At 64.4% G+C, this 19,139-nt stretch carries 15 protein-coding genes; 8 read left to right on the top strand and 7 right to left on the bottom strand.

The window, feature by feature from the left end:
* Positions 1–55 precede the first annotated feature (55 nt).
* The 7 genes from E3T43_RS16865 to E3T43_RS16835 form a co-directional block, all read right to left on the bottom strand.
* On the bottom strand, positions 56–1,276 hold the full coding sequence (locus E3T43_RS16865; RefSeq protein WP_134473252.1) for a M20 family metallopeptidase: 1,221 nt from the start codon (positions 1,274–1,276) through the stop codon (positions 56–58).
* A gap of 85 nt (positions 1,277–1,361) precedes the next feature.
* A complete protein-coding gene (locus tag E3T43_RS16860; RefSeq protein ID WP_134473251.1) occupies positions 1,362–2,789 on the bottom strand; it encodes a GH1 family beta-glucosidase in 1,428 nt (475 codons plus the stop codon).
* The gene (yicI, locus tag E3T43_RS16855; protein ID WP_134473250.1) at positions 2,786–5,122 is read right to left on the bottom strand and encodes an alpha-xylosidase; all 2,337 of its coding nucleotides are present in this window, start codon (positions 5,120–5,122) and stop codon (positions 2,786–2,788) included. Before yicI ends, E3T43_RS16860 begins: the two co-directional genes overlap by 4 nt.
* Positions 5,123–5,124: 2 nt before the next feature.
* Complete coding sequence (locus tag E3T43_RS16850; protein WP_134473249.1) at positions 5,125–6,027, bottom strand: carbohydrate ABC transporter permease; 903 nt, start codon at positions 6,025–6,027, stop codon at positions 5,125–5,127.
* Positions 6,027–7,004 carry a carbohydrate ABC transporter permease gene (locus E3T43_RS16845; protein WP_134473248.1) on the bottom strand — a complete coding sequence of 326 codons (978 nt, stop codon included), beginning with the start codon at positions 7,002–7,004 and terminating at the stop codon, positions 6,027–6,029. The genes E3T43_RS16850 and E3T43_RS16845 overlap by 1 nt, the downstream gene beginning before the upstream one ends.
* 94 nt (positions 7,005–7,098) lie before the next feature.
* Positions 7,099–8,400, bottom strand: coding sequence for an ABC transporter substrate-binding protein (locus E3T43_RS16840; protein WP_134473247.1), 1,302 nt, complete (start codon positions 8,398–8,400; stop codon positions 7,099–7,101).
* 100 nt (positions 8,401–8,500) lie between these two features.
* The gene (locus E3T43_RS16835; RefSeq protein ID WP_134473246.1) at positions 8,501–9,514 is read right to left on the bottom strand and encodes a LacI family DNA-binding transcriptional regulator; all 1,014 of its coding nucleotides are present in this window, start codon (positions 9,512–9,514) and stop codon (positions 8,501–8,503) included.
* Positions 9,515–9,696: 182 nt separating this feature from the next.
* Between E3T43_RS16835 and E3T43_RS16830 the strand changes: the two genes are divergently transcribed.
* From E3T43_RS16830 to E3T43_RS16795, 8 genes are all read left to right on the top strand, one after another.
* Entirely contained in the window at positions 9,697–9,927 is a 231-nt protein-coding gene (locus E3T43_RS16830; protein ID WP_198414389.1) for a hypothetical protein, read from the top strand.
* Positions 9,924–10,346 (top strand): type II toxin-antitoxin system VapC family toxin, encoded by a 423-nt coding sequence (locus E3T43_RS16825; protein WP_134473245.1) that lies wholly within the window; start codon positions 9,924–9,926, stop codon positions 10,344–10,346. The genes E3T43_RS16830 and E3T43_RS16825 overlap by 4 nt, the downstream gene beginning before the upstream one ends.
* 212 nt (positions 10,347–10,558) lie before the next feature.
* Positions 10,559–10,972, top strand: coding sequence for a hypothetical protein (locus tag E3T43_RS16820; protein WP_134473244.1), 414 nt, complete (start codon positions 10,559–10,561; stop codon positions 10,970–10,972).
* 315 nt (positions 10,973–11,287) lie between these two features.
* Complete coding sequence (locus tag E3T43_RS16815) at positions 11,288–12,739, top strand: DUF3375 domain-containing protein (RefSeq protein WP_134473243.1); 1,452 nt, start codon at positions 11,288–11,290, stop codon at positions 12,737–12,739.
* Positions 12,736–13,419, top strand: coding sequence for a DUF4194 domain-containing protein (locus tag E3T43_RS16810; protein ID WP_241979054.1), 684 nt, complete (start codon positions 12,736–12,738; stop codon positions 13,417–13,419). The genes E3T43_RS16815 and E3T43_RS16810 overlap by 4 nt, the downstream gene beginning before the upstream one ends.
* A complete protein-coding gene (locus tag E3T43_RS16805; protein ID WP_134473242.1) occupies positions 13,416–16,787 on the top strand; it encodes an ATP-binding protein in 3,372 nt (1,123 codons plus the stop codon). The genes E3T43_RS16810 and E3T43_RS16805 overlap by 4 nt, the downstream gene beginning before the upstream one ends.
* The gene (locus tag E3T43_RS16800) at positions 16,784–17,968 is read left to right on the top strand and encodes a Wadjet anti-phage system protein JetD domain-containing protein (protein ID WP_134473241.1); all 1,185 of its coding nucleotides are present in this window, start codon (positions 16,784–16,786) and stop codon (positions 17,966–17,968) included. Before E3T43_RS16805 ends, E3T43_RS16800 begins: the two co-directional genes overlap by 4 nt.
* Before the next feature lie 256 nt (positions 17,969–18,224).
* On the top strand, positions 18,225–19,013 hold the full coding sequence (locus E3T43_RS16795) for a hypothetical protein (protein WP_241979053.1): 789 nt from the start codon (positions 18,225–18,227) through the stop codon (positions 19,011–19,013).
* Positions 19,014–19,139: the final 126 nt, after the last annotated feature.

Here is a 19,139-nt window from a genome sequence, read left to right as displayed (position 1 = left end):
CTTTCCGTTCCTCTTCCTGCGAAACTCGGCGGTAGTCACAGCTGGAGTCTCGTAGTCACTCCAAGCCCGCCAACTCGGCCACCCGTGACAACGCCAGCTGGGTGTACAGAGCGGTGCCGTCGGCCAGGACATCGTCGTCGAAGGTGGCCGCGGGGGAGTGGTTGAAGGCGGCGGTGGCGTCATCCGCTTGTCTCGAAACGGCCGAGAGAAAGACGAAGGTTCCCGGTACCTGCTGCAACACGCGCGAGAAGTCTTCGGAGCCGCTGAGCGGGTTGGCCATGCGGGTGAAGCGCTCGCCGCCGAAGAGTTCGCCGACGACCCGTTCGGCCCGGGCGGTTTCGCCCTCGTCGGTGACGGTCGGCGGGTATTCGGTGACGTAGTCCACGGACACTTCGAGGCCGTGCGCCGCCGCGATTCCCTCGAGCAGCCGCGGCACGACGCGCGCCAACTTGGCTCGTGATTCCTCGGTATAGGAGCGCACGGTCGCCTCCAGCCGCGCCGATTCGGGAATGATATTGCGCTTGGTGCCAGCCTGCAGCACGCCGACCGAGATCACCACCGGGTTGAACATGTCGAACTGGCGCGTGACCATCACCTGCAGGGCGGTAACCATTTCGGCGATGACGGTCACCGGATCCTGCGCATTGTGCGGCGCTGAACCGTGCCCGCCGGCCCCGTGCACCGTGACTGTGAGGCCATCGCTGGCCGACATGAGGGTGCCGGACCGGCTCAGGAACTGCCCGTTGGGGGCCCCGGCCGAGAGAACGTGTAGGCCGTAGGCGGCGTCAGCTCGACGCCCGGCGGCGTCGAGCACGCCCTCCCTAATCATCACTCCGGCTCCGTCGAAGCCTTCCTCGCCCGGCTGAAACATGAGCACGACGTCGCCGGCGAGCTGGTCGCGGTGGTGGGCGAGCAGCGTCGCCGCGCCCACGAGCATGGAGGTGTGCAGGTCGTGCCCGCAGGCGTGCATGGCGCCGTCGATGCGCGAGCTGAAATAAAGCCCGGTGCGTTCCTGAATCGGGAGCGCATCCATATCGCCGCGCAGTAACACTACGGGCCGAGAAGCGGATGCGCCGGCGCCGGTGCCACGCAGCACCGCCGTCACCGAGGTGGTGTCGGTACCGAGGGTGATCTCGTACGGCAGGCCGTCGAACGCCTCCAGCACCTTCTCCTGGGTGCGCGGCAGCTGCAGCCCGATTTCGGGTTCCTGGTGCAGGCGGTGGCGGAGGTCGGCGATGTCGCCGGCAAGTGCACGGGCGTCAGAGAGTACGGACACGGCTTCTCCTTTGAATGCGGTGGGTGGTTCAAGTCTGAGCCGCCCCAACGGAGTTGTCGAATTTTGGCGTGGACCGGTCGCAGACCTACGGAAGCACCCCGGTGGCGATCAGGCTGCTGTACCAACGGGCGCTGTCCTTGGGGGTGCGCACGAGGGTGTCGTAGTCGACGTGCACAATGCCGAATCGCTTGGAATAGCCGTAGCCCCACTCGAAGTTGTCTATCAGCGACCAGACCTGGTACCCGCGCAGGTTCACGCCGCGGGCCATCGCTCGGTGCGCGGCGGCGAAGTGCCGGCGCAGGTAGTCGACGCGCTGCGCGTCGTGCACGCGGGGCCCATCGGGTGTCTGCACCACCTCGTCTGCAAAGGCCGCACCGTTCTCAGTGACCATGAGCGGCTGGCGCGGAAACTCCTCGTGCAAGGAGACCAGCAGCTCTTCGAGTCCGGCGGGCTCAATGTTCCAGCCCATCTCGGTATATGGCCCAGGCTGCGTGAGAAACTCGACCCGGTCGGCGCCCGGCCAGGGGGAGCCGCCGACGTCCTTGTGGCCGTCGGAATTCTGCCGCGGCGACATCCCATCCCACAGGCGCACGAGCGTGGTCGAGTAGTAGTTGACGCCGAGCACGTCGAGTGGCTGGTGGATAATCTCGGCATCCCCGGGCAAAACGAACGCCCAGTCGGTGATGTCGGCGGTGTCCGTGAATACGTCGGCCGAGTAAGTGCCAAGCAGCAGCGGGTCGAGGAACACCCGGTTAGCCAGGGCATCGATCTGACGTACCGCCTCGGGCCCGGTCTCGCCCTCGCCGCGCAGCACGTGCAGGTTCAGCGTGATGGAGAAATCGGGGTCGTTGGTCACGAGCGGTTTGAGGGCCAGAATCGCCAGTCCGTGGGCCAGATTCAGATGGTGCACCGCCTGGAATGCTTCCTCCCCGCTGGTGTGGCCCGGGGCGTGCGCGCCCGAGCCGTAGCCGAGGTAGGCCGAACACCACGGCTCGTTGAGCGTGATCCAGGTGTCCACCCGGTCGCCGAACGCGTCACCGAGAATGCGGGCGTAGTCGGCGAAGGCATAAGCGGTGGCCCGATTGGTCCACCCGCCCTCGTCCTGCAGCGCCTGCGGCAGATCCCAGTGATACATCGTGACAATCGGGCGGATACCCCGACCGAGCAGTCCGTCGATCAAGCGCGCGTAGAAGGCGAGTCCGGCGGCGTTGGCCGGCCCGCGACCGGTCGGCTGAATGCGCGACCACGAGATGGAGAACCGGTACGCCTGCAGGCCGAGCTCCACCATGAGGTCGAGATCTTCCTCGAGTCGGTGATAGTGGTCTGCCGCGACGTCGCCGGTATCGTCGTTCCATATTTTGCCCGGGGTATGGCTAAAGGTGTCCCAGATGGATGCCCCGCGACCGTCTTCGAAGGTGGCCCCTTCTACCTGGTAGCTCGCGGTCGCCGAGCCGAACAGAAAATCTTTCGGAAAGACAAGGCCGGAGTCGCGGTAGTCCGCGGAGAGAGTCACAGGGACGCCTTTCGGTCGGTGGAATCCATGGGCGCGCCGCCGGCGAGGCGAGCGAGGAAGGGGGAATCCGCTGAACTGCTGACCGTGGTGGCGCCATCAGCAGTGGAGATGGTCAGCGTCACGACGGTGCCGTCGAGTGGGTTGGTGATGTCGACCGTTCGCGTCTCAGCCGTGCCGCCGGGGTAGATGGTGACGAGCGGGGCATCCGTGTAGTCGTAGTCGGGGCGATCGCTGCGAGAGCCGGTGACCAGCACAGCGCCGCCGCGCACCCAGAGCGGAAGGCTGTCGAAGGCGTGCGTCTCCTGCCGCCAGACCGGACCGACTGCGATCTCGCCGGTCAGATAGTTCGTCCAGGTGCCGGCTGGCAAGTAATACTGCACGTCACCGCGGGCGCTGAACACCGGCGCCACGAGCAGATCGGGGCCGAGCATGTACTGCCGGTCGAGATAGTCCACTGCCGGGTCGCCGGAAAACTCGAGCTGCATCGGCCGCATGAACGGCGTTCCCGAGCGGTGCGCCTCCAGCCCCACCTGGTAGAGGTAAGGCATGAGCTCGAGTTTCAGAGTGGTGAAACGCCGCGTCACGTCAACCGCGCTCTGGCCGAGCGCTTCGGTGCCATCGTCGAACAGCCACGGCACCCGGTAGTTCGTCGAGCCGTGCAGGCGCGAGTGGCTCGACATGAGCCCGAACGCCAACCAGCGCTTGAAGACAGCAGCGTCGGGCATGCCCTCGAACCCGCCGATGTCGTGGCTCCAGTAACCGAAGCCGCTGAAGGCGAGCGAGAGCCCGCCGCGTAGGGTTTCGGCCATCGACTCGAAGCTGGAGGAGTTGTCTCCACCCCAGTGCACCGGCTGCATTTGCCCGCCGACCGTCGCGGAGCGGGCGAAGAGCACGGCGTCACCCTCGCCGCGGTGCTCCTGCAGCACCTCGAACACGGCCTGATTGTAGAGCTGGCTATACAGGTTGTGCATGACTTCAGGGGAAGAGCCGTCGTGCCAGACGACATCGGTGGGAATGCGCTCGCCGAAGTCGGTCTTGATGGCGTCAACGCCCTGCACGAATAGTCGGCGCAGCTTGCCCTGAAACCAGGCGACGGCGTCGGGATTTGTGAAGTCGACCAGAGCCATGCCTGCCTGCCACATGTCCCACTGCCAGACGGATCCGTCGGCGCGTTTCACCAGGTACCCGGCGGCCTTCGCTTCGTCGAACAGGGCAGCGCGCTGGCCGATATAGGGGTTGATCCAGGCGCTCACGTGCAGATTCTTCTCGTGCAGGCGCGCGAGCATGCCTTCAGGGTCGGGGAATACGCGTGGGTCCCATTCAAAGTCGGTCCAGTTGAACTCGCGCATCCAGAAGCAGTCGAAGTGAAAGACACTCAGCGGCAGATCGCGCTCGGCCATACCGTCGATGAAGCTCGTGACAGTCGCTTCGTCGTACTCCGTGGTGAACGAGGTCGACAACCACAATCCGTAGGACCAGGCCGGCACTCGGGCCGGGCGGCCGGTCAGTTCGGTGTAGCGTTCGAGCACCTGCTTCGGTGTCGGTCCGTAGATCACCAGGTATTCGATGGCGTCACCGGCCACGGAGAACTGCACCCGTTCGACGGCCTCGGTGCCAACCTCGTAGGAGACGTGTTCCGGGTGGTTGACCAGTACGCCGTAGCCGCGGTTGGTGAGATAGAACGGCACGTTCTTATAGGACTGCTCGCTTGAGGTACCGCCGTCGGCGTTCCAGATGTCCACGGTCTGCCCGTTTTTCACGAGCGGACCGAATCGTTCTCCGAGTCCGTAGACCAGCTCGCCCACGCCGAGCGACAGCTGCGCGTGCATATACGCGGATGCCGGCGCGAGTCCCGTTGAAGTCACCCCGGCTACCCCAGCCGGCTCAGCCGTTATCGGCGCGCCGGGTGCAAGACTCATCTGTCCGATGGATTTGGGGCCGCTCGCGGTAAGTGGGTGGCCGTCGGCCTCGAACACGAGGTTCCACGGGGCGCCAGAGCTGATGCGGGCGGTCAGTGGGCCGGCCACGAGTGTGCCGCCGGCGGTGTCGACGGCGACGCTGCCGACATCCGTTTGCGTGCCAACGAGCTCGAAACCGGGATTTGCAGTGCCGCCGCGGTGCTGCTCGACCCGCACCCGGATCACGCCGTCGAGCGGGGAGGAGAGGGTGACCGAGAGCAGCGCCCGGTTGAGGGTGTCGCCGCGGCGTTCGATGACCTTCGTGGGTGCGCTCACGCGCAGGGTGTGCCCGACCTCTTCGATGTCGTATGCCTCCTGGGCATACAGGGCAGTGACGCCGGGGCGGGTGTGCCAAAAACCATCAGTGAATTTCATTGTTACTTGACTGCTCCTGCGGTGATGCCCCTGGTGAGGGTGCGTTGAAAAATTAGAAAGAAGATGAGCGTTGGCAGCAACCCGAGCAGCGCCGAGGCGCTCGTCGTGGTCACGTCCATGAGCCGGTCGCCCTGCAATACAGCGATGGAGACGGGCACAGTCTGGGCGGCGTTGCTCACGAGGAAGGTGAGCGGAATGAGGAACTCGTTCCAGGTCCAGATGAAGAAGAAGATCAGAAGCACGCTGAGGGTCGGCTTGGTGATCGGGTAGACCACCTTCCACAAAATCGTCCAGCGGTTGGCGCCGTCGAGCGAGGCGGCCTCGAGAATTTCCTTGGGAAAGGTGCCCAAAACGGATGCCAGCAGGTACGTTCCGAAGGCGCTTTGGACGACCACAAAGATGATGATCACGGCCCACTGATTGTCATAGAGGCCGACAAGCTTGAACATGAAATACAGCGGGTAGAGCAGCACCTCCTGCGGCAGCATGTTGGCAAGAAGAATCAGCAACACGATCCAGGTGCGGCCGCGTACCCGCCCGATGCCGAGCGCGTAGGCATTGAGCAGGGAGACACCGACGGCGAGCACCGCGACGACGCTCGAGATGAAGAAGCTATTCCAGAGTTTCTCCGGAAAATTGACTCGCTCCCAGAAGTTGATCATGCCGTCGAAGTAGAGCTCGGTGGGTAGCGAGAGCGGTCCAGAGCTGTTGTAATCGGCCGGCGACTTGAACGAGTTAATGAGGATGAGAAAGAACGGCACCGCGATGAGCAGACCGATGAGAATCGCGACGCCGAGGATTGCCCAGTCGCCGAGGGTCTTGCGGGAGGTGCTACCGCTCTTGCGCCGCTTCGGAGCCGAAGCCCGGCTCGTGCTGGTCTGAGGAGGAGCTTCGAGGGTCGTCATCAGATGGCCTCTTCCTTGCGCTCGAGGCGGGTTTGCGCGAGCAGGAACACCACGGAGACGGCGGCGATCACGATGGTGAGCGCGGTGGCGATGGTGGCGCCATAACCAACTTGCTGGGATTGGAAGAATTCGCTGTACGCATAGTACGAGGGAACAATTGTGGACGTTCCCGGCCCGCCGCCGGTGAGGGTATAGATGGGGCCGAACACCTTGAGGGCAGCGATGGTGCAGGTGAGGGTGACCACGAAGATCTCGGGTCGGATGATGCTCACCGTGATGGCCGTGAAACGCTGTAACCAGTTGGCGCCGTCGAGCTCGGCAGCTTCGTAAAGTTCGGGGTCGACGCGCTGCAGGGCGGCCATGAAGATGACGATCGGGTAACCGAGCTGCACCCAGATCATGATGAGCATAATGCTCGGCAGGGCAGTGTCGGGGCTGCCGAGCCAGTTGTGAGCGAGGCCGCCGAGGCCCATACCCTCGAGCACGTCGTTAAGGGCACCGTTCTGCGGCCGCAGGATCCAGCCGATCACGATGGCGGCGATGACCCCGGGCAGAATCTGGGGCAGGTAATAGGTGGCGCGCAGGAAACTGGCGAGCTTGCCGCCGAACTTCTTGCCGATGAGGTCGAACAGCATCGCGGCGAGCAGCAGACCGAGCAGGGTTGGCACGACGACCATGGCCAGGATCATGGCGATCGAATTACCGAACGAGGTCCAAAAAACTGTGTCGCCGGCGAGCTTGACCCAGTTTTCCAAACCCACCCACTCGGGCGGTTTGATGCCGCGGTAGTCCGTGAAGGTGAGGTAGATATTCCAGACCAGGGGCACAACGATGATTAGGGTGAGCAGCGCCAGGCCTGGCACCAGGAAGATCCAGAATTTGTTCGGGTTGCTGCCCGGAATGAGGCTCTGCCGGGCGTGTTGCTGTGAACCCCGACGAGCGTCAACGGGAGCATCTGAAACGGATGCTGTCGTCATGCGAATACCTTCTTTGGCGTAAATCTGAACGACGTGCGGTGTGGACGGTCGGGGGCTGGGCGGCCCCCGACCGGTGTGTGGTGCTGTGGTTGCCCTAGCCGACGATGTCGTCGACGCCGGACTGGTACTGCCCTCCGAGCTGCTCGAGCACTTCGGAGGACGACTTGGTGCCGTTGATGAGTTCCTGCAGGCCCGCGTTCAGCTCGTCGTAGAACGTGGCGGTGGGCCAGTCCGGGTAGAACGCGATGCCGTCCTGGTCGGTGAGGGTGTTGAAGTTGCCGATCAGTTCTTGGCTTTTCGGGTCGGTGATATCAGCGGCGTTCGCGGCGACTGGGATGCCACCGTTGTTGCCGATGAGGGCCTGAATCTCGGGGCGCATCGTGATATCGATGAACTGGTAGGCGAGATCCTTGTTGGCTGCCTTCTCGGGAACGACCCACATGTTGCCGGCCGATCCTGGGGAGAACTGAGCCTCGGGAAAGAGGAACGTGCCCCAGTCGAAGCCGGTGACCTCGGTGGTGAACCGGTTGTGCCACCACGAACCGGAGTAGAAGATCGGGTAGGTGCCGTTTATGAAGGCGGTACCGGCATCCTCTGCCTTGAAGCCGGTCGAGTCCTGGCTGATGTAGCCGGCGTTCGTCCAGTCCTTCACAGTCTCGGTGGCATAGCTGAGCTCGGGGCCAGACCAATCCACGTTGCCGGTGTAGAGCTGGTAATCGTCGATGAAGCTGCGGTCGGCCTTGGTGAGGGCGAGCTGATACCAGAGCTGTCCGAGGGGGTATTCGGCGGCCGATTCGGCGAGCGGGGTGATGCCTTTATCGACGAAGGCCTGCATGACAGTCTCAAGTTCAGCCACGGTTGTGGGAACCTCGAGCCCATTCGCCGCGAACATGTCCTTGTTGTAGTAGACCTCGACGAACTCGCCGTAATTGGGTACTCCGTACCAGGGGCCGGAGCCCATGATGCCGTTCTCGTCGTACCGGGCGGTCGTTTGAAGCGACGGAGCGAGGGCGTCATCCCAGCCGTGCTGGGCGACCGCGTCGTCGAGGTCCGTCAGTAGTCCCTGGCTGGCGAGCAGGCCTGCGGTGGCATTGCCCTTGTTGTACTCGAGAATGTCTGGAGCTTCGTTCGAGTTGAGCACCTGGCTGGCGGTTGAGCGAATCTGCTCGAAGCTCTTCTCTTCGAACTCGACCGTTGCGCCGGTCTCTTCCTCAAAAATCTTGATGGCCTGGTCCCAGGCAATGCCCATCGCGCTCGTTTCGCTCTCGAAGTGCCAGAGCTTGAGGGTGCTGCTGTCGCTGCTGTCGCTGCCGGCGTTGCTGGAGCATCCTGAGAGCAAGAGGGCGCTCACGCCCAGTAGGGCGATTCCGGAGATGGTTCTGGTTGACTTGTTCACTGATCTACTTCCTTGTAGTGCGCATCTCGTGCAGGAGCTGCGGGCTATGCTATCGAAACGTTTCGATAGTGCTGTTTGTTTGGCGTTCCTTTCGTGGCTGTTAGCTGCGTGTGAGGGGGCTGGTTGATCCCAGGTCGACGTAGGTCGGCTCGATGAGCTCGACGTGCGGTTCGACGTGACCGGCCAGTTGCGCCATGGTGAGCTCGATCGCTCGGGTGCAGGACAGGTCGGCTGGCAGGGGGATGACATCGAGGGGAGGATTGAGGTGGTCGGTGGAAAAGCTTGAGCACGCGGAGATAACCGACAGGTCGCCGGGCACAGACGTGCCACGCTGGTTGAGTAGCTCGAGCACCATGGATTGCACCGGTTCGTTGCAGTGCAAGACAAGGGCGCTCATGTCTGGCAGCTCGGCCACGATGCCGTCGAAGGTGGCGCGTACGCTGACGGAGTCTTCGGCGCTGGGAGCGAATGAGACCGTGGCACAGTGTCGCGTGGCCTCGGCGAGAAAGGCGTCGCGGAACCGCAGGGGAAAGTTCGACCCGCGGTCGTATACCGTCGGCGCCTGGCCGAGCAGACCGATCCGGCGATGGCCCAGATCGATGAGGCGGCGTACCGCGAGGCGTGCCGCCGCTTCAAAGTCGAGGTCGACGCAGGTAAGTCCCGCGGTGTCGCGCGGAATGCCGATGACGGTGGCGGGTAGGCCAAGTTCTCGCACGAGGGTGGTGCGAGGATCGTCCCGCGAGACATCGAGGAGCACGATGCCGTCTACCAGTGAGCTGTGGACAACCCTGGTCAGGCCGCTAGTGGCTTCGTCCTGGGTGAGCAGCAGTACGTCGTAGTCAAAGCGGCGAGCGGCCGTGGCGACAGCCAAAGCGAAAGTCATGTGCGCGGGGGCGTGAGTGCCGGCGTGCATCGGCGCGCTGAGGGCGAGAATATGCGTGCGGGATCCCTTGAGCATGCGGGCACCAGCGTTCGGGCGGTATTCGAGGGTGCGCACGGCGTCTTCGATCCGGCGTTTGGTCGAGTCGGCGATGGAGCGCTTTCCGCTAAGGGCGTAGGAAACCGTGCTGATGGACACTCCGGCGGCACGTGCCACGTCGTGAATGTTTGCCATGCAGGACTCCATCGTCTAAACGTTTCGATTCTCTCATCGGCAGGCTAAGTCACCCATCGGGGTGAGCGCAAGAGGTTTGTGGATCATAAGCACAAACTGAGGGAGCGATGCACGAGTGTCTGAAATTCGCGACGCGGTACTGAGCCAGTGCGAGCATTGATCGCACTCCGTGGAAGGGAGTCATGATGGCCGCCATTACCGTTCGCAATCTTGATGACGAGGTGCAGCGTCGACTCAAGGTGCATGCCGCCGCCAACAACCAGTCCATGGAATCGGAAGTCCGAGCCATTCTGAGCGCCGCGCTGATCGGCGGCGACTTGGCTCGGGCATGGGTCGCTGCGACCGCGGAATTCCGCGGGGACGACCTGAACCTGCCGGCGCGCACGACGGGTCGTGAACTCGATCTCTCATGATCGTGCTTGATACCAACGTTGTATCTGAGCCGCTTCGTTCGAGCCCGCATCCTGTCGTGCTGGCCTGTTTGGATCGAGTCTCTGTTGACGTGGCACTCACGTCGGTCAGCGTCGGTGAGATTCTCACGGGGGTTCGATTCCTTCCTGACGGTCATCGTCGGGACGACCTGATGGCGGCAATCGAGCGCACGCTCGCGAGCTATTCCGATCAAGTTCTTCCCTACGACGAGACCGCGGCACGGTTCTATGCACTCATGCAGGAGTCTCGACGCGCGAGCGGGCATCCGCTCAGTGTGGAAGACGGCATGATCGCGGCGATTTGTCGGTCCAAAGGAGTGACGCTCGCCACCAAAAACATCAAGGACTTTCAAGATCTCGGCATTGATCTGATCACCCCGTGGACCGACTCGCCCCGCTGACCGTCGACGCAGCATAACTCCTGCAATTCGTGAGGCATCGCAAACGGATGCCCGTGAACATGCGGAAGTTTTCTGTCGCTGCCAGGAATTGCAGGAGTTATGCCGCCGAACCTTCGCCGGCATTCGTGGTGCCATTCAGCAATGTCGGTGGGTGCCTCTAACGTCGTCAGTAACTACTCACAGACACTCGTGCCGAGAATATGGAGAAGGAAATGCACGTGCTGGTAGCTACAGATGCAACGCAGGGCGCTCGCCGAAGCGATTTCGCAAACTGCATCGAGGGCGAATTGGTCTGGATGCTCGAAGTGTGTCCCGAGAGTCGGCGCAATCCCGACGGACAGTGCCCCTGCGGCAGGTCTTTTCGCGGGTTGTATTCCGATGAAGAGACGACGACGGCGCTGGTGACGGACCTTCCGAATCTCACTCGGAGCGCATATCAAAGGGCCTTGTATGAAAATCATGGCGACGCTGATTCCTGCCCGGCCTGTCGAGTACGCCCGTTTAGCAAAGTTGTCGACGAGCTCATTCGCCTCGGTAGTCTCTGGCCGATCGGTACCGTGATGGAGCGTCGGGTCGACCTGCTTCAGGGCCGCGCGCCACACCGCACCTCGACCAAAATCGAATGACGGCTGAAGCACCCTCCTATGTGATCGATCCGATAGGTTCCCAAGCGAGATGGACTTCAGCCGCGCCGAAACTCGCGCACCGCCAGCAGCCGCGGTATAAGGCCTGCTAATGGACTAGTAGAACCCCTGCTAATGGTGCGGTCAGGAATGACGCCGGGATGGGATCGCGGTCGTACCGGCCGCCCTACTCGGACCCTAGCGAGCAAGCCGGATGCCTACGGCGGCAAGAAGAGCCCGTCGCGAATGTCTGTGGTGTGCGGCACGATGAAAACACTCGACCAGTACCCTTGAAGCTAGCCATAGGAGGTATGCCGCGTGTCCGCACTCACTCAGACGCATGCTCTGCGGCAACTCATCGAAACGGATGCCACCTGGCGGCTTCTGCGCGCCGCCAACGCCCCGGTCATCGCGGCCATACTGAGCGAACATCTTGGGGGAGAAAGCCGTCGCCTGCCCACCGCTGAGCTGTACGAACGAATCGATCACGACCTTGATGCCCTGCGTGGGCACGGTTTCGACCTGCCCCAAAATGCTCAGGGCTACTGCGCGGAGTGGCGTAAATCCGGGTTTCTCACCCGCCGGGCCGACGAAGAGACCCGTGGTGAGACCTTCGAGCTCGCCCCCGGTGCGCTCGGTGCCATCCGCATTCTGGAGCAACTCGCCGCGCCCCGGCAGACCGTCACCGAATCGCGTCTGGCCAGCATCGGCGTGCAGCTGAGCCAGCTGGCCATCGACACCGACCCCGACGTCACCCGCCGCCTCGAACAGCTGCACGCCCAGCGCGACCGCATCGACGCGCAGATCGAGCGCATCCAGCAGGGCGACGTTGACACCCTCGACCCGGCGCGCGCCCTCGAACGCGTGCGGGATATTCTGGCCCAGGCCGAGGAGATCCCCTCCGACTTCGCCCGGGTTCGGGCCGAATTCGAGAACCTCAACCGCGACCTGCGGGCGCGTATCGTCGAGTCTGATGAAACCCAGCGCACTGTACTCGACGAGGTGTTTCGCGGTGTCGACCTCATTGCTGAATCCGACGAGGGGCGCAGCTTCGCGGGATTCTCCGCCCTCGTGCTCGACCCGGCGGTCGGGAGTGCCTTCGACGACGACGTCGCCCGCGTGCTGGCCGGCGATTTTGCGGCCGATCTCACCACAGCCCAGCGCCGATTCCTCCGCCGGTTCATTGGCACGCTGAAGGATCACAGCGGTGAAATTCACGAGGTGATCACTGCTTTTGCCCGGGGCCTGCGTCGCTACGTGCAGTCGCAGGACTACCAACGCGACCGTGTGCTGCGCAGTATGCTGCGGGGTGCGCTCGCGAGCGGAGTGGAGGCATCCGCTCACAGCAAGCCGTACCAGCCGACCACGCTGCACCTCGAGCTCTCGGCCGTCGCGCTGCGCAGCGTCGGCGCCCTGCGGCTGCACGACCCCGCCGAACTCGACGCGACGGCACCGATCGTCGAACACGTCGCTGGCACCGCCGACCTCGAAGTTCTGCGCGCACTGGCCCGTGAGACCGAGATCGACTTCGCCGAACTCATCGACAACGTCAACTCCGTGCTTGCCGACCTCGACCAGTGCAGCGTGCGGGAGGTCCTCGAGCGGCACCCGGCCAGCCAGGGGGTCGCGAGCGTCGTGGGCCTGCTCACCCTCGCCGCCAATCAGGGCACGGTCCCCGGCGGCATCGAAACCGTGCGTTGGCACGGCACCGATCAGGCCGCCCGCGCTGCCGACATTCCGATCTACCGCTTCACCGGGAGACTGCTGTGACCGACACCATAAACTTCACCGAAGCGGATGCCGCCTCCGCCACCGCGCTGTGGGCGCAGGACACCGGCGTGCTCGGCGAACAATCGCGCCGCGCGCTGCTCGAACTGATCAAGGGCCCCTACCTGTCGGGCGTGAACGCGCCAGCCCTTTGGTCGGCGCTGCTCGCCGACGAAACCGCCCTGCGCTCCCGGCTGCACGAGTTGTTTCTCGACCTCGTCATCGACCGGGTCGGCGAATTCGCCTTCGTGCGCAACGTCAGCACCACCGAACTGAAAACCCCGAACACAGTGCGCACCGCAGCCCTCACTTTTCTCGACACCGCAATGCTGCTGGTGTTGCGCCAAATGTTGCTTGCCGGTGAGGGCGAAGGCCGCGTCATCGTGGGCCAGGACGAAGTCTTCGAACAGCTCTGGGTCTACCGCACGCCCGACCGCGACGAGGCCGACTTTGCCCGGCGCATGAATTCGTCCTGGCTGAACATGAAGAACAAGCTGCGCGTGATTCACCTGGCCGGCGCCGACGATCGCGCCGAGATCTCACCCGTGCTGCGCCTGATCGTCGACGCCGACCAGATTCAGGCGATCGGCGCCGAATACCGGCGCATTGCCGAGGGTGGCGGCGGGATCGACGTGGACAAGGAAGATTCGAGCGACGACACCGACGAGGACGTGACCGCATGACACTGCTCGAAATGCCCGGCTTCGACGACACACCAGACAGCCTCGCGCAGACGACCGTAACCGGCCCGATTCACGTCGGTCAGTGGCGGTTGACCCGCGTCGAATTGCTCAACTGGGGCACCTTCGACGGCTTTCACCCCATCGACATCGCCCGCAAGGGTCACCTGTTCACCGGAGCCTCCGGCTCGGGCAAGTCGTCCCTGCTCGACGCGATCGGCACCGTGCTCACCCCCGACAAGTGGCTGCGATTCAACGCCGCAGCTCAGGACGCGACCTCACGCAACGACGACCGCAGCCTGATCAGCTACGTCCGCGGTGCGTGGAGCAAGGAGGCCGACGAAAACCTCGACCGTGCTGTCAGTACCTATCTGCGCAAGGGCCCCACCTGGAGCGGAATTCTGCTCGGTTTCGAGAATGAACAGGATGCCCCGATCACCCTCGCACGGCTGTTTCACCTGCGCGGTTCCAGCGTCGACAAAGCCGACCTCAAAGACGTCTGCTTCATCGATCGCGGCCGGGTGACCCTGCTCGATTTCAAGGAATTCGTCGCCTCGGGGATCGAAACCAAGCGCATTCAGAAGGCCTGGCCGGAGGCGATTGTCACCACCACCGGCAGTCACGCCCGGTTCTACTCGCGCCTCGGCCGGGTGCTCGGCATCAAGAACGAGAACGCCCTGCACTTGCTGCACAAAACCCAATCAGCCAAGAACCTCGGCAGCCTCGACCAGTTGTTTCGCTCGTTTATGCTCGACGAGCCGCCGACCTTCAAGCGGGCCAAGACCGCCGTCGAGCAGTTTGGTGAGCTCAACCAAGCCCACCAACACGTCGTCGAACTGCGGCGCCAGGCCGAGCACCTGCAGCAGCTTGAAACCTCCATCGTCGACTACGAAACCGCCTCGGCCACGGCCGCCGAAACCGCACGTCTGGTCGACCTGATCGACCCGTTCCAGGATCAGCTCACACTGCGCCTGGCCGGCGACGAACGTGGGGCCCTGCGCTCTGCGCATGCCCGCGCCGAAGAAGAATCGAATGCAGCCGACGCCACGCGCGACGACGCGGAAGAATTGTTGCGCGCCGCCGAGCGTCGGGCGCTCCAACTGGGCGGATCCGACGCCGCGCTGATGCAGGCCCGCGTCGCCGACGCGGTCACCGGAGCCGAAGCGACCGCGAAACGGTGGAAGTCCTTCAGCGACGACCTCGCCGGAGTCGGAGTGGCCGCCGCGCCGCAGAACAACGCCGAATTCGCTGAATTTCAGGAGTCCAGCCGACGCGCCCTCGACGAATCCGCGCCCCAGGCCGCGCACGACCACGACGACAACGAGCAATATTTTGCGGCGCGCGAAGAGCTCCAGCGGGTCGACCGGGAGCTCACCGAGCTGCGCACCCGCAAGAGCAACCTGCCCGCTGCCCTGCTGCTGGCCCGCAAACGACTGGCCGACGAGCTCGGCGTCACCGAAGCTGCCCTCCCGTTTGCCGGCGAGTTGATCGAGGTGCTGCCGGAGTTCGCGAAGTGGAGCGGCGCGATCGAGCGGGTGCTGTATCCGCTGGCCAGCGCCCTGCTGGTTCGCGATGAGTACCTGCCCGAGGTTCGGAGAAGGGTGGAGCCCCGCAACCTCGGTGCCCGCCTGGTGTTCGAGGCCGTTCCGACCCTGGCCGACCCGCCGAAGGCCGCCCGAACCCCGCGGTCCCTGCTGCACCGCATTCGGGTGAGCGACGGTCCGTTCCGGGACTGGCTGCAATCACGCGCGGCCAAAGAATTCGACTACGCCTGCGTCGATCATCCCGACGAACTCGATGACGTGGAGAAGGGCGTCACGATCGGCGGGCAGGTGAAAAAGAACGCCCGCCGCTACGAGAAGAACGACCGCCACCGCATCGACGACCGCAGCCAGTGGATTCTCGGCGCCGACAACGAGGCCAAGATCGACCTGTTGCTGGAACGCAGACGCGAGGCCGACCAACGGCACCGTGAAGCGGACAGCCGGCTCAAGCGGGCCCAGCTCAAGCGCGACGCCGCCACCCGCCGTCGCGCCGTGCTCGAACGCGTGCTCGGCCAGGACTGGTCCGAGCTCGATCGCACCGCCGCCGACGAACTCGTACGGGCCCGCCGCCACCAGTTGGAGGCGCTCACGACCGGAAATACCGAGCTGCAGGGAGCCATCGCTGCGGAAACGGATGCCCGCGCCCGCCTGCACGCTGCCGAAGTCACGGCTCGCGCCCGTGCCCTCGCGGTGAGCCAGGACGCTGCGATTCTGCGCGAACTCACCGTGCTCATCGAGGACATCGGTCGACGCGTGCAGGCCCGCGAATCCCACAAAACCCTGTCTGACTTGGATACGGCCCTGTTGGAGGCCCGGTACCGGTCCGTACTGCGCAAGATCGATCGTAAGAACGTTGGCGAGGTGGGCCGCAAGGTCAGCGACGTGCTGCACCGGGAATCGCTCGTCGCACAGAACCTGATTCGCACGGCGCAATCAGTGTTCGTGCTGGGGGCCGGAGCTTTTCAGACTCGCTGGCCCGCGGCATCCGCTGATTTGAGCACCTCGATCGACGACCGGGCCGGCTATCGCACCCTGCTCGAGGGCATCGTGGCCCGGGGGCTTCCCGAACACGAGGGTAACTTTCTCAAGCTGCTGCGGGAGAAATCACGGGATCTGATCGGGCACCTGGCGTCGGATATTCGTGACGCGCCCAAACTCGTCGTGGACCGCATCGACCCGGTTAACGCCTCGCTCGGGCGTTCCCGTTTCGACGTGGAGCGCTATCTGCGCATCGAGGTGAAGACCCGGCGTGCCCCTGAGGTTTTGCAGTTCATGGCCGACCTCAAGACGGTCGCCGACGGCGCTTGGAACGATGACGACCTCGCCGCTGCTGAAAAGCGCTTCGTCGTGCTCAACCAAATCATGGCGCGGCTGGCTTCGAGCGAGAACGCGGATGTCGCCTGGCGCCGTCGCTGCCTCGACACCCGCGAACATGTCACCTTCATGGCGCACGAGGTCGACCTGGCCGGCCGCACGGTGAACGTGCACGACTCGAGCGCTGGGCTCTCGGGCGGGCAACGGCAGAAACTCGTGATCTTCTGCCTCGCCGCAGCCCTGCGCTACCAGCTCGCCGCCGACGAAGACGAGCTGCCGACTTATGCCACGATCATTCTCGATGAGGCCTTCGACAAGGCCGACAGTCGCTACACCCGCATGGCGATGGACGTTTTCGTGGAGTTCGGCTTTCATATGATCCTGGCCACGCCCGAAAAGCTGCTGCAGACGATTGAACCCTACGTCGGCGGCATCACTTCAATCACCAACACCACCCGCAACGACTCGCGCACCGCCAGCGTGGTCTTTCGCCCCGACGACGAGGCCGAATGAAGGTGCCCCGCGGCATGGTCACGGTGGCCGAGGCGCGCGAACGCGCCCGCAAGCGCGTCACGCAAGACCAGCGCGACTGGGCGGCGTACGGCGGCGAAACGGCGCTGCTCGAGATCGTGCTGCATCCGCCGACCGAACGGGAAGCGCTCGTCGGCCAGGATGCCGCGATCGGCTGGCTGCGCGAGTGGCGCACGGCCGACGACACCGTGTCTGCGCTCGAGGTGCGCTGGGGCGAGCGCCACTGGTCTCGGGTCGGCGCGCAAACCGTGCCCGAACGCTGCACCCTTCGGGGAGCGGATGCGATCGCCGCGTTCGCCGGCACGGCCACCGCCCGTGACTGGCGAGTCCTGCGCGATCGCGCGGCCGAGGTTCGCGCGGCTTTCCCTGGGCCTGACAGCACCGGTGAGGTCGACCTCCTCGCCGCCGCGATCCGCACCCACGCCCGCACCCTGCAAGCCCTGAGCGACACCAACTTTGCCACCCTGCTGCAGGTGGTCGCGTGGTTGGCCGAGCATCCGGCATCCGGTTGGCGTATTCGGCAGCTGCCCATTCGCGGAATCGACACCAAATGGCTCGAGGGACATCGCGCTATCGTCGAGGGCCTGCACGCCGCGGTGAGCGGGCGCTTTTCGCTCGGGTTGCAGGGCGCACCCCACCTCGTTCGGGTGCGTTTTCTTGACCCACGGCTGCGACCCGGAGGGCTCTGCGACGTGATCGCGCCGGTCGCCGAACTCGCCGAACTTGCCGTCACGCCGATGACGGTGTTCGTCTTCGAAAACCTCGAGACCATGTTTGCGATGCCCGATCTGGCGGGCGCCGTCGTCGTGCACGGCGGCGGCTACGCGGCGCCTCGCCTCGGCGCCATCCCGTGGATAAACACGGGCCGCGTCATCTACTGGGGCGACCTCGACTCCGACGGATTTGCCATTTTGCATGCGCTCCGCTCGGGCTGCGACGACGTCACGAGCACACTCATGGACGAGGCGACCCTGCTGCAATTTCGCGACCTCTGGGTGCCGGAACCGAAGGCGGCCGGCGGAACGTATTCGACGCTGACGGCGGGGGAGCAGACCGCGCTTGGGCGCATCCGCTCGGAGGGAAACGTGCGCCTCGAGCAGGAACGCATCGACTGGACCTACGCATTGCCCCGGCTGCTCGCCCTCGCCGCGAACCCCTCTTAGGTACCCCGCGGGTCGCAAAGTATGTCACGGCTGAGCGATCGTGACCGAAAGTCAGGGTATTCGGAGAAAATCGTGAGGTTTCGTTCAAAAAAGCGGTGCAAGCTAGCGACCTTGCCCGCGCCGACCCGAAGCGCGCGAGCCCGAAACCCGGCGAGCCGGCGTACCTAGCGCCGAGTTCTCGCTCCCGATGAAGGATATGCGCCAAAAAAACTCCGAAACTTCCCATGCTCGTACCGTCCGCAATTCCCCAAAACGCGTGCACCAGATTATCTTCGCCGCCAGTGCCGTGCTGGTCGTCACCGGCCTCGTCGCCGGCAGCGGATTCGCCGCCCAGTCGGCTGATGCCAAGCAAGACAGCATCGCAGCCACGACCGCACTCGCCGAGAGCACCGGCCGCCAGATCGAACAACTCGACTATTACGCCCAGCGCGGCGAGGCACTCAGCCGCGACAGCGCATCCGCTGCCCTCTCGCAAGCCAACCTGGTCATTGCCGCCAGCGTGAGCAAAGTGGATGCCTCCACCCTCACCTCGGTAGCCAGCTCGCTCGCCAGCTACGAGATCATGCCGATCGACCAGCTCGAAGACCTCACGGCCCAGGCGAAGACGCAGACCGTCGCAGTTGCTGCGGCCACCGCCGAAGTCGACCGGGTCGCAGCTGAAGTTGCTGCAGCCGAGGCCGCTGCGGCGGCCGCCGCTGAAGCCGCTCGAATGGAGTCCCTCGCGGGCGGCAATACCGTCGACGGTGCCCGCGCCACAGCGCGTTCAATGGCCGCCTCCCAGTACGGCTGGGGCGAGGATCAGTTCAGCTGCCTCGACCGGCTGTGGCAGAAGGAATCGGGCTGGTCCTACTCGGCCCTGAACTCCAGCAGCGGTGCGACCGGCATTCCGCAGGCGCTGCCGGGCAGCAAGATGGCGTCGGCCGGCACCGACTGGGCCACCAACGCCACGACGCAGATCAGCTGGGGCCTGGGCTATATCAAGGCCTCCTCCTATAAAACGCCGTGTGCGGCCTGGTCGCACTCGCAGTCCGTCGGCTGGTACTGAACCGTCCCGATCCCGGCAAGATCGGGCCGCTCATCAGTTCTTTCGTGCCGCCGCAGGTTCTGCGGCGGCACGGCTGGGGCGCTGGAGCCAGCGCTACGATGAGAAAGTAAGGGAACTCCACGTTTG

Source organism: Cryobacterium sp. Hh7 (assembly GCF_004403155.1).
In the GTDB taxonomy this organism is placed as follows: domain Bacteria; phylum Actinomycetota; class Actinomycetes; order Actinomycetales; family Microbacteriaceae; genus Cryobacterium; species Cryobacterium levicorallinum.
This window is presented reverse-complemented; position numbering and strand designations above follow the sequence as displayed.

What these genes read in the sequence shown, in the direction of transcription:
- E3T43_RS16850 (WP_134473249.1), bottom strand. Translation starts at nt 6,027, where the DNA reads ATGACGACCCTCGAAGCTCCTCCTCAGACCAGCACGAGCCGGGCTTCG.
- yicI (WP_134473250.1), bottom strand. Translation starts at nt 5,122, where the DNA reads ATGAAATTCACTGATGGTTTTTGGCACACCCGCCCCGGCGTCACTGCC.
- E3T43_RS16845 (WP_134473248.1), bottom strand. Translation starts at nt 7,004, where the DNA reads ATGACGACAGCATCCGTTTCAGATGCTCCCGTTGACGCTCGTCGGGGT.
- E3T43_RS16830 (WP_198414389.1), top strand. Translation starts at nt 9,697, where the DNA reads ATGATGGCCGCCATTACCGTTCGCAATCTTGATGACGAGGTGCAGCGT.
- E3T43_RS16805 (WP_134473242.1), top strand. Translation starts at nt 13,416, where the DNA reads ATGACACTGCTCGAAATGCCCGGCTTCGACGACACACCAGACAGCCTC.
- E3T43_RS16820 (WP_134473244.1), top strand. Translation starts at nt 10,559, where the DNA reads ATGCACGTGCTGGTAGCTACAGATGCAACGCAGGGCGCTCGCCGAAGC.
- E3T43_RS16835 (WP_134473246.1), bottom strand. Translation starts at nt 9,514, where the DNA reads ATGGCAAACATTCACGACGTGGCACGTGCCGCCGGAGTGTCCATCAGC.
- E3T43_RS16800 (WP_134473241.1), top strand. Translation starts at nt 16,784, where the DNA reads ATGAAGGTGCCCCGCGGCATGGTCACGGTGGCCGAGGCGCGCGAACGC.
- E3T43_RS16825 (WP_134473245.1), top strand. Translation starts at nt 9,924, where the DNA reads ATGATCGTGCTTGATACCAACGTTGTATCTGAGCCGCTTCGTTCGAGC.